Below are 9,918 nucleotides of genomic sequence, written 5' to 3' on the forward strand. Positions count from 1 at the left end.
GGATTCCGTTGGCCCCGGTAGCCCAATTGGCAGCAGGCAATGGATTCAAAACCCATACAGTGTCGGTTCGAGTCCGACCCGGGGCACTTTGCCTTCGATTCCAAGGTCACCTGACTTTCGAGGAAGTTCGCTCAATGGAGCGAACATCGGCTCGGTCAGGACTGCGAAGGCCGCACACACTCCAAGCTCGTATATATGTACGACCGCAGCGTGCGCGACCAGACCCTCGCCCTCGTCGCCCAGGGCCGCAGTCTCCATTCCGTGAGCAAGCAGACCGGGATATCCCGCTTCGCCATCCGATCCTGGCAGACCAGGATCGAGCCCCTCTCGCGCACGACGGAATGCCCGCGATGCGAGCGCGTGCCCCGGCCCCCTGAGGCAGCCACGGCATACGCCTACTTACTCGGCCTCTACCTCGGCGACGGCTGTCTCAGCAGGCAGCCCCAACGGCGCGGGTTCGCGCTGCGGATCGCATGCGCGGATGCCTGGCCGGGGTTGATCGTGGCCTGCCGCGAAGCGGTGAAGGCGGTCCGCCCGACGAACAGTGTCTGCATCATCCAGCGCGAGGGCTGCGTCATGGTGACGAGCTACAGCCATCACTGGCCCTGCCTGTTCCCCCAACACGGCCCCGGCAAGAAGCACGAGCGGCCGATCGTCCTCGAAGCCTGGCAGCAGCAGATCGTGGACGCGCACCCCTGGGAGTTTCTCCGCGGACTCATCCACTCGGACGGCTGCCGCATCACCAACTGGACGACCAGGAAGGTGGGCGGTGAGCGCAAACGCTACGAGTATCCGCGGTACTTCTTCACCAATATGTCCGCCGACATCATCCGCCTCTACACCGACACCCTCGACGCGGTCGGGGTCGAGTGGAAACCCGCCCGGCAATCCCGTAAAGCCGAGAACATCTCCGTGGCCCGGAAATCCTCCGTCGCCCTCATGGACCAACACATCGGGCCGAAGTACTGACAGGGACGGCAGTCAGGTACCTCGGCCCAGCGGGAGCGCGGTGCGGGTGGGGCTACTTCGGGGAGTCGTCCTCGCCGATGTGGTGGACGCGGACGAGGTTGGTGGAACCGGGGACGCCGGGCGGGGAGCCGGCGGTGATGATGACGACGTCGCCCTTCTGGCAGCGGCCGATCCGCAGGAGCTGCTCATCGACCTGGGCGACCATCTCGTCGGTGGAGTTGACGGTCGGGCCGAGGAAGGTCTCCACGCCCCAGCTGACGTTGAGCTGGGAGCGGGTGGCCGGGTCGGGGGTGAACGCGAGGAGCGGGATGGGCGAGCGGTAGCGGGAGAGGCGGCGGACGGTGTCGCCGGACTGGGTGAAGGCGACGAGGAACTTCGCGCCGAGGAAGTCGCCCATGTCGGCGGCGGCGCGGGCGACGGCGCCGCCCTGGGTACGGGGCTTGTTGGCCTCGGTGAGCGGCGGGAGGCCCTTGGCGAGGAGGTCTTCCTCGGCGGCCTCGACGATGCGGCTCATGGTTTTGACGGTCTCGGTGGGGTACTTCCCGACGCTGGTCTCGCCGGAGAGCATCACGGCGTCGGTGCCGTCGATGACGGCGTTGGCGACGTCGGAGGCCTCGGCGCGGGTGGGGCGGGAGTTGTCGATCATCGAGTCGAGCATCTGGGTGGCGACGATGACCGGTTTGGCGTTGCGTTTGGCGAGTTTGATGGCGCGCTTCTGGACGATCGGGACGGTTTCGAGGGGCATTTCGACGCCGAGGTCGCCGCGGGCGACCATGATGCCGTCGAAGGCGGCGACGATGTCGTCGATGTTGTCGACGGCCTGGGGCTTTTCGACCTTGGCGATGACGGGCAGGAAGCGGTTTTCCTCGCGCATGATGCGGTGGACGTCTTCGATGTCGCGGCCGCTGCGGACGAAGGAGAGGGCGATGATGTCGGCGCCGTAGCGCAGGGCCCAGCGGAGGTCGTCCCGGTCCTTTTCGGAGAGGGCGGGGACGGAGACGGCGACGCCGGGGAGGTTGAGGCCCTTGTGGTCGGAGACCATGCCGCCTTCGATGACCTTGGTGCGGACGTGGGGGCCGTCGACGCCGGTGACTTCGAGGGTGACCTTGCCGTCGTCGACGAGGATGCGTTCGCCGGTGGTGACGTCGGCGGCGAGGCCGTCGTAGGTGGTGCCGCAGATCTGGCGGTCGCCTTCCACGGACGGTTCGACGGTGATGGTGAACTCGTCGTCGCGTTCGAGAAGTACGGGGCCTTCGCGGAATCGGCCGAGGCGAATCTTCGGGCCTTGAAGATCGGCGAGGATGCCTACGCTGCGGCGGGTTTCTTCGGACGCTTTGCGGACCCGGTCGAATCGTGCCTCGTGATCGGCGTAGGTGCCGTGGCTGAGGTTGAAGCGGGCGATGTCCATTCCGGCGTCGACGAGGGCTTTGATCTGCTCGTACGAGTCGGTGGCGGGTCCCAGAGTGCAGACGATCTTTGCTCGGCGCATGTTTCGACTCTATGACTTACCGAGCGGTAGGGAACTGTAAGAAAGTGACTGCCCAACGAGCGCTTGATGAAAGGCTGTTGACAACTAATGAAATGCGCGCGATGGCGCTCCGATGAGCGGAATATAGCCCTCGCGGCGGGTGGTCTCACAGTACGGGACGGGTCATCGTAAAGCGTGCGTTGACATGGGCATAGACGGCCTGGCGCTGGGGTTCGAGATCGAGGGCGGGGGCGGCTTCCTGGGTGGCGCCGCCATAGCCGGCGAGGGAGCGCATGGCGGGGGCGGCTGTGGGCGCGGTGTTCTCGGCGCCGAGGTCGGCGATTTCGAGGAGGGCGTCGAGGCGGGCGCCGACGGCCTCGGCGTATTCGCGGGCGCGCTGGACGGCTTCGCGGACGGCTTGGGTGCGGGCGGCGCGGTGGGCGGGCGAGTCGGGGCGCAGTGCCCACCAGGGGCCGTCGACGCGGGTGAGGTCGAGGTCGGCGAGGCGGGTGGTGAGTTCGCCGAGGACGGTGAAGTCGTTGAGGGTGGCGGTGTGGGTGACGCGTCCGTGGTAGGCGCGGACGCGTTCGTGGCGGCCTTTCTCGGTGAGCTGGGGGGTGAGGCTGAAGGTGCCGGTTTCGAGTTTTTCGATGGCGTCGCCGTAGCTCTTGATGAGGGTGAGGGCGGCTTCGTTGCGGCGGGTGAGGTCGGTGAGGGCGGTGCCGCGGTCGGTGCCGCGGGCGCTGACGGTGACGGCGAGGCGGGCGATTTCGGGGTCGACTTCGAGGCGGGCTTCGCCGCGTACCGCGAGGCGCGGGGTGTCGGGGGTGCCGTAGGGCAGGGCGGTGGGGGTGGTGCCGGTGGTGGGGACGGCGGGGGTGTCGTCGGCGTCGGTCATGGGTGGCTCCCGGGTGCGAGGGTGTGGGTGGTGAAGGGTCGCATATCGGGACGGCCGATGGCGGGTAGTCAGGCCGCCGGGTGCGAGGGGTGTTCCGGGCGGGCGGCCGCGCCAGAACCTACGCGCGTTGTCCACCGGTGTGGCGGCGCTCGTCCGCGTGGTTCCGCGTTTGCTGCGGAAATTCGCGGAGAGCGGTGATTTTCCGCTGCTGTAGGCGAATGCGGACGGTATTCCGGATGACGACTACGACGTGTCGCGTGGGGTGTCGTACGAGGTAGATATCGCGAAGTCGGCGGGGCAGCGGATCGGGAAGCTGATGTTCGACGGGAAGCCGTCGGACGATGCGACGCGGTTCGTGCTGGGCGGTGAACAATTGCCGGGCGAGTGGTGGCGGCATTTTCTCGCGCGTGGCGGCTGTCGAGCAGGGGTGGTCGGCGTCGGACGGGATCCGGAAGCTGATGATCGGGGTCGTCGGACGGGGCGCGCCGGGCCGGGTGCAGGGGACCGGGGAGGTCGATCCGGCGGTATGTGCCTCGGTGGACCGGAAGTTGACCCGGGGCGGGGTGCCGGTGTTCTGAGTCCGGGCGGGGGCCGGGAAGTCGCCCCCGAGCGGGCGGCGGGTGCGGGTCAGCGGCGGGGCACGAGGGTGGAGCCCTGGCGGGGGACCATGCCCGTGCGGCCCGTCGTGGGCTGCGGGAGGCCGAAGGTGGTGAAGGCGGTGCGGGTGGGGAGCGGGTAGGGGGTGTCGCCGGTGAGGGAGTTGAGGATGGTGGCGCTGCGCCAGGCGGCGAGGCCGAGGTCGGGGGCGCCTACGCCGTGGGTGTGGGTTTCGGCGTTCTGGACGTAGACCGAGCCGGTGATGGCGGGGTCGAGGACCAGCCGGTGGTGGGCGTCGACGCGGGGGCGGGCGCCGGAGTCGCGTCGTACGTAGGGGTCGAGGGCGGCGAGCAGGGTGTCCATACGGCGTTCGCGGTAGCCGGTGGCGAGGATGACGGCGTCGGTGGTGAGGCGGGAGCGGGTGCCTTGCTGGATGTGGTCGAGGTGGAGTTCGACCTTGGTGGTGCCGACTCGGCCCGCGGTGCGGACGAAGACGCCGGGGGTGAGGGTGGCGTCGGGCCAGCCACCGTCGAGGGTGCGGCGGTAGAGCTCGTCGTGGAGGGCGGCGAGGGTGGTGTGGTCGATGCCTTTGTGGAGCTGCCACTGGCCGGGGACGAGGTCGTCGCGGACGCGTTCGGGGAGGGCGTGGAAGTAGCGGGTGTAGTCGGGGGTGAAGTGTTCGAGGCCGAGCTTGCTGTATTCCATGGGGGCGAAGGCGGGGGTGCGGGCGAGCCAGTGCAGGCGTTCGCGGCCTGCGGGGCGGGCGCGGAGCTGGTCGAGGAAGATTTCGGCGCCCGACTGGCCGGCGCCGATGACGGTCACATGGTCGGCGGCGAGGAGGCGTTCGCGGTGGTCGAGGTAGTCGGCGGAGTGGATGACGGGGACGGCGGGGGCGTCGGCGAGGGGGCGTAGCGGGACGGGGATGTGGGGGGTGGTGCCGATGCCGAGGACGAGGTTGCGGGCGTAGGTGCGGCCGAGGGCCTCGGCTTCGCCGTCGGTGTCGAGCTGGGTGAAGTCGACTTCGAAGAGTTCGCGTTCGGGGTTCCAGCGGATGGCGTCGATCTGGTGGCCGAAGTGCAGGGTGGGGAGTTTTTCGCTGACCCAGCGGCAGTAGGCGTCGTATTCGGCGCGGTGGATGTGGAAGCGCTCGGCGAAGTAGAAGGGGAAGAGGCGTTCGCGAGTCTTGAGGTAGTTGAGGAAGGTCCAGGGGCTGGCGGGGTCGACGAGGGTGACGAGGTCGGCGAGGAAGGGAACTTGGAGGGTGGCGCCGTCGATGAGGAGGCCGGGGTGCCAGTGGAAGGCGGGGCGCTGGTCGTAGAAGGCGGTGCGGAGCTGGGTGAGGGGGTGGGCGAGGGCGGCGAGGGAGAGGTTGAAGGGACCGACGCCGATGCCGGCGAGGTCGAGGGGTTCGTCGGGGCTCGTGGTGTCGGTGGCGAGGGGGCCTTCGGGGTGTGGAGTGCTGCTCATCTGGGGGTGTGGCCTTCCACGAGTTTGAGGAGGGTGGTGAGGTCTCCGGGTTGGGTGTGGGGGTTGAGGAGGGTGGCCTTGAGCCACAGCCCGGTGGGGGTGGTGGCGCGGCCGAGGACGGCCTGGCCGTCGGTGAGGAGGGTGCGGCGGATGGCGGCGAGGGTCGTGTGGTCGGCGCCGGTGGGGCGGAAGAGGACGGTGCTGAGGGTGGGGCGGGAGTGGAGTTCGTAGCGGGGGTGGGCCTCGATGAGGTCGGCGAGGGTCTGGGCGGCGGCAAGGGTGCGGTCGACGAGTTCGCCGAGGCCGTGGCGGCCGAGGGCCTTGAGGGTGACCGCGATTTTGAGGATGTCGGGGCGGCGGGTGGTGCGCAGTGAGCGGCTGAGCAGGTCGGGGAGGCCGGCTTCGGTGTCGTCGTCGGCGTTGAGGTAGTCGGCCTGGTGGGCGAGGGGTGCCAGGGTGGCGGGCCCGGGGACGGCGAGGAGACCGGCCGCGACGGGTTGCCAGCCGAGTTTGTGCAGGTCGAGGGCGACAGTGTGGGCGCGGGCGAGGCCGTGCAGGGCGGCGCGGTGGGTGTCGCTGAAGAGGAGGGCTCCGCCGTAGGCCGCGTCGATGTGGAAGCGGGCGCCGTGCTGTTCGGCGACGTCGGCGAGGGCGGGCAGGGGGTCGATGGCGCCGGAGTCGGTGGTGCCTGCGGTGGCGACGAGGAGGACGGGGCCGGTGCGTCCGGCGAGGTTGGCCAGGCAGCTGTGGACGGTGTCGGGGGTGAGGATGCCGTCGGGGGTGGGGAGGGTGAGGGGTTCGGGGAGGCCCAGGAGCCAGGCGGCGCGGTGGATGCTGTGGTGGGCGTTGGCGCCGCAGACGACCTGGAGGGGGCGGGCGGGCCGGTGGGGGTCGGTCGCGGTGCCGTCGGGGGCGGCGGCTTCGCGGGCGAGGAGCAGGGCGAGCTGGTTGGATTCGGTGCCGCCGGTGGTGATCAGCGCGTCGGGGTCGGTGGCCTGGGGGTAGACCAGCGCGGCGAGGGCGCGGCTGGTGAGGGCTTCGAGGGTGGAGGCGGCGGGGGCCTGGTCCCAGGAGTCCATGGAAGGGTTGAGGGCGGCGGCGGCGAGGTCGGCAGCGGCGGCGAGGGCCAGCGGCGGGCAGTGCAGATGAGCGGCGCAGTGCGGGTCGGCGGGGTCGGCGGCGCCGGCGGCAAGGGTGTGGACGAGGGTGCGCAGGGCGGCGAGCGGGCCGCTGCCGTGGTCGGGGAGCAGGGGGTGGCAGGCCTCGCGTACGGTGCGGGCGACCGTCTCGGGGCCGCCGGGGGGCAGCGGGCCGGCGCGGTCCTCGGCGCCGGTGGTGAGGGCGTCGAGGACGGTGTCGAGGAGGGGGCGGAGTGCGCGGGGGCCGTTGGTGCCGCCTGCGAGGGCGGTGCCGGCAGGGGGCACAGGCATCAATGTGCTCTTCTGTCAGGGGAGTTCGGGCCGCGGTCCGGTGTGGACGAGCCCTTTTAGGCGGCCCTAAGTTACTTTCCCTGTACGGTGCGTATCCACTGATGTCGCGGTCATACCACCCGTAAGTGGTACGGGTGTTTACCGCAGATGTTCGGGTGCCGCCGGCTGTCGGTCCGGCGGCGCCCGGTGCGTTCAGTCGGCGGTCATGCGCGGCCGGCCGCGGCGCGTACCCGCAAGGCCCGCCGCAGGTCGTCGAGTTGGTCGAGGAGCTTACGGCGCAGGGCCGGGATCGGGTCGCGGTCGGTGAGGCAGGTCTCGCCGAGCCGGAGGGTGTGGTCCTCGACGAAGGGCGCGGGGAAGGCGTGGCGGCCGGCGGCCGCGGCGAGGGCCGGGCCGCGGGCGGCGGCGAGGGCGGGGACCTCGGCGAAGTAGCGGTCGACGTAGGGGCGGAGCAGGTCGAGCTGTTCGGGGGCCCAGAAGCCGGTGGCGGTGGCCGTGAAGAGGTAGTTGGAGAGGGCGGTCTCGCCGTCGGTGGTGAACAGGGCGTCCCAGGCGGCCTGTTTGGCGGCCGGGTCGGGGAGCGCGGCGTGGCAGCGGGCGGCGCCCTCGCGGCCGGTGGCGCTGGGGTCGCGGGCGAGTTCGGCGTTGATGGCGTCCGGGGTGGTGGCGCCGAGGGTGGCGAGCCGGCCGAGGATGCGCCAGCGCAGTTCGGGGTCGAGGCGGGGGCCGCCGGGGACGCTGCCGTCGTCGAGCCAGTCCTGGATGCCTTCGGGGGTGGTGGCGCTGTCGATGAAGGCGCGTACGGCGGTGAGCCGGAATCCTGCTTCGGTGCCGTGTTCGGGGCCTTCGGTGCGGCGGAGTATGTCGCGGCTGAGGGCGGTGAGGGTGGCCAGGGCGCTGTGGCGTTCGGGGAGGGCGAGGTAGTGGTCGGCGATCTGGGTGCGGGCGAAGGCGAGGACGCCCCGGACGAGGGCGAGGTCGGTCTCGTCCGGGAGGTGGGCGCGGGCGGCGTCCAGATAGGCGGTGGGGGCGAGTTCGCCGTCGCGGACCATGTCGCGGGCGGCGTTCCATACGACGGCGCGGGTCAGCGGGTCGGGAAGGCCGGACAGGGCGCCGAGGACGGTGTCCCAGGAGACGGGGTCGAGGCGGACCTTGGCGTAGGTGAGGTCCTGGTCGTTTAGGAGGAGCAGGGCGGGGCGGCCGCCGGTGGCCGCGTGGGAGCCGTCGTCGGGCACGTCCCAGTTCAGCGGTTCGCGTGGCACGAGGCGGCCCGGGGCGGCGCGGTCGTGGTCGTAGAGCCCGATGGTGAGGCGGTGCGGGCGGGTGCCGTCCTCGCTTCCGGTCTGCTCGACGGACACGCTCCAGTTGCCGTCCGCGGCCTCCTGCACGACCGGGGTGAGGCTGTCGACCCCGGTGGTGCGCAGCCAGCGGGCGGCCCAGGCGTGCACATCGCGGTCGGTGGCGCGGGCGAGGGAGTCGAGGAAGTCGGCGAGGGTGGCGTTGCCGAAGCGATGCCGGGCGAAGTGTTCGTTGATGCCGGTGAGGAAGTCCTTCTCCCCCATCCAGGCGACGAGTTGGCGCAGTGCGGAGGCGCCCTTGGCGTACGAGATGCCGTCGAAGTTGAGCAGCGCGGAGGCGGTGTCGGGGACGTCCGCGGGGGTCGGGGCGACGGGGTGGGTGGACGGCCGCTGGTCGGCGTCGTAGCCCCAGCCCTTGCGGGCGACGGCGAAGTCGGTCCAGGTGTCGGTGAAGCCGGTGGCTTCGGCCAGGACTTGGTAGCCCATGTATTCGGCGAAGGACTCGTTCAGCCAGATGTCGTCCCACCACTGGAGGGTGACCAGGTCGCCGAACCACATGTGGGCCATTTCGTGGGCGATCGTCACGCCGCGGGTCTGGCGTTCGGTGTCGGTGACGGCGGAGCGGAAGACGTACTCGTCGCGGAAGGTGACCAGGCCGGGGTTCTCCATGGCGCCGGCGTTGAACTCGGGGACGAACGCCTGGTCGTAGGAGTCGAAGGGGTACGGCTCCTCGAAGATCTCGTGGTAGCGGTCGAAGCAGCGGCGGGTCAGGTCGAGGATTTCCCCGGCGTCGGCGTCCAGGTGGGGCGCGAGCGACCGGCGGCAGTGGATGCCGAAGGGCAGTCCGGCGTGCTCGGTGCGGACCGAGTGCCAGGGGCCGGCGGCGACGGCGACGAGGTAGGTCGAGATGAGCGGGGTCGGGGCAGCGTCCCAGCGACCCTCCCCCAGGTGTTCGGTGCGGCCGTTGGCGAGCACCGTCCAGTCTTCCGGGGCCTGGACGGAGAGCGCGAAAACGGCCTTGAGGTCGGGCTGGTCGAAGGCGGCGAAGACGCGCTGGACGTCCTCCATGAACAGCTGGGTGTAGACGTAGCTCTCGCCGTCGGCCGGGTCGGTGAAGCGGTGCATGCCCTCGCCGGTGCGGGAGTAGTGCATGGTGGCGTCCAGCCGCAGCTCGTGGGCGCCGGGGGCCAGTCCGGTCAGCGGGAGGCGGTTGTCGTCGAGGGCCGCGGGGTCGAGCGGCCGGCCGTCGAGGGTGACGGAGTGCAGCTCGGCGGGCCTGAACTCGACGAAGGTGTCGCCGGCGGTGCGCGCGGTGAAGTGGATGACCGTCCGGGAGCCGAACCGCTCCGCGCCTCGGGTGAGGTCGAGGGCGACCTCGTAGCGGTGGACGTCGATGAGCCGGGCTCGGGTCTGCGCCTCGTCGCGCGTCAGTTGGGGCATGGGGCCATGCTGCCGTACCGCCTGCGGCGGGTGCAGGTGGGTTTGGGGGTGCGCGTTGGTTGTCTGCGGGTGTTTTGTGGCTGGGCGCGCAGTTCCCCGCGCCCCTAAGGGGGCGCCGTACGTCGTTTGGTGCGGCGCCGTTGTGGCTGGCGCCGTTGCGGGGTCTGTGGTTGCCGCGGGGGTCGGAGGGGACGCACCGGGGCCCGTCCTCGGCGCGGGCGACGCGGCTACGTGCGTTTGATTGCCCCGGTGTTTGCTCCGGTCCTGCGGGCGGGCCCCGGTACATCCCCTCCGACCGTCCCCCGTTGCCGACTGCCGGACGGTGGCACCGTCCGTCACAGCACCCGCGAA

At 70.9% G+C, this 9,918-nt stretch carries 7 protein-coding genes and 1 tRNA gene; 3 read left to right on the forward strand and 5 right to left on the reverse strand.

Going from position 1 to position 9,918, the window contains the following annotated elements; genetic code table 11:
* Positions 1-11: 11 nt before the first annotated feature.
* A tRNA-Leu gene (locus tag TU31_RS33755) sits at positions 12-86 on the forward strand.
* Between the two features lie 109 nt (positions 87-195).
* Positions 196-969, forward strand: coding sequence for a hypothetical protein (locus tag TU31_RS33760; RefSeq protein ID WP_042161801.1), 774 nt, complete (start codon positions 196-198; stop codon positions 967-969).
* A 52-nt stretch (positions 970-1,021) separates the two neighbouring features.
* Here the strand turns inward: TU31_RS33760 and pyk are convergent, their stop codons facing one another.
* Entirely contained in the window at positions 1,022-2,458 is a 1,437-nt protein-coding gene (pyk, locus tag TU31_RS33765; RefSeq protein ID WP_042161803.1) for a pyruvate kinase, read from the reverse strand.
* A 145-nt stretch (positions 2,459-2,603) separates the two neighbouring features.
* Positions 2,604-3,335 (reverse strand): SIMPL domain-containing protein, encoded by a 732-nt coding sequence (locus tag TU31_RS33770; protein WP_042161805.1) that lies wholly within the window; start codon positions 3,333-3,335, stop codon positions 2,604-2,606.
* 407 nt (positions 3,336-3,742) lie between these two features.
* Between TU31_RS33770 and TU31_RS38870 the strand changes: the two genes are divergently transcribed.
* Positions 3,743-3,913, forward strand: coding sequence for a hypothetical protein (locus tag TU31_RS38870; RefSeq protein ID WP_158894831.1), 171 nt, complete (start codon positions 3,743-3,745; stop codon positions 3,911-3,913).
* A 49-nt stretch (positions 3,914-3,962) separates the two neighbouring features.
* Here TU31_RS38870 and TU31_RS33775 read toward each other — a convergent pair whose 3' ends face one another.
* From TU31_RS33775 to pepN, 3 genes are all read right to left on the reverse strand, one after another.
* Positions 3,963-5,399, reverse strand: a complete 1,437-nt coding sequence (locus tag TU31_RS33775) for a lysine N(6)-hydroxylase/L-ornithine N(5)-oxygenase family protein (RefSeq protein ID WP_042161807.1) — start codon at positions 5,397-5,399, stop codon at positions 3,963-3,965.
* On the reverse strand, positions 5,396-6,829 hold the full coding sequence (locus TU31_RS33780; RefSeq protein ID WP_042161809.1) for a pyridoxal phosphate-dependent decarboxylase family protein: 1,434 nt from the start codon (positions 6,827-6,829) through the stop codon (positions 5,396-5,398). Before TU31_RS33780 ends, TU31_RS33775 begins: the two co-directional genes overlap by 4 nt.
* Positions 6,830-7,032: 203 nt before the next feature.
* Complete coding sequence (pepN, locus tag TU31_RS33785; protein WP_045867349.1) at positions 7,033-9,567, reverse strand: aminopeptidase N; 2,535 nt, start codon at positions 9,565-9,567, stop codon at positions 7,033-7,035.
* Positions 9,568-9,918 lie beyond the last annotated feature (351 nt).

The sequence above is a fragment of the Streptomyces lydicamycinicus genome (assembly GCF_000829715.2).
In the GTDB taxonomy this organism is placed as follows: Bacteria; Actinomycetota; Actinomycetes; order Streptomycetales; family Streptomycetaceae; genus Streptomyces; species Streptomyces lydicamycinicus.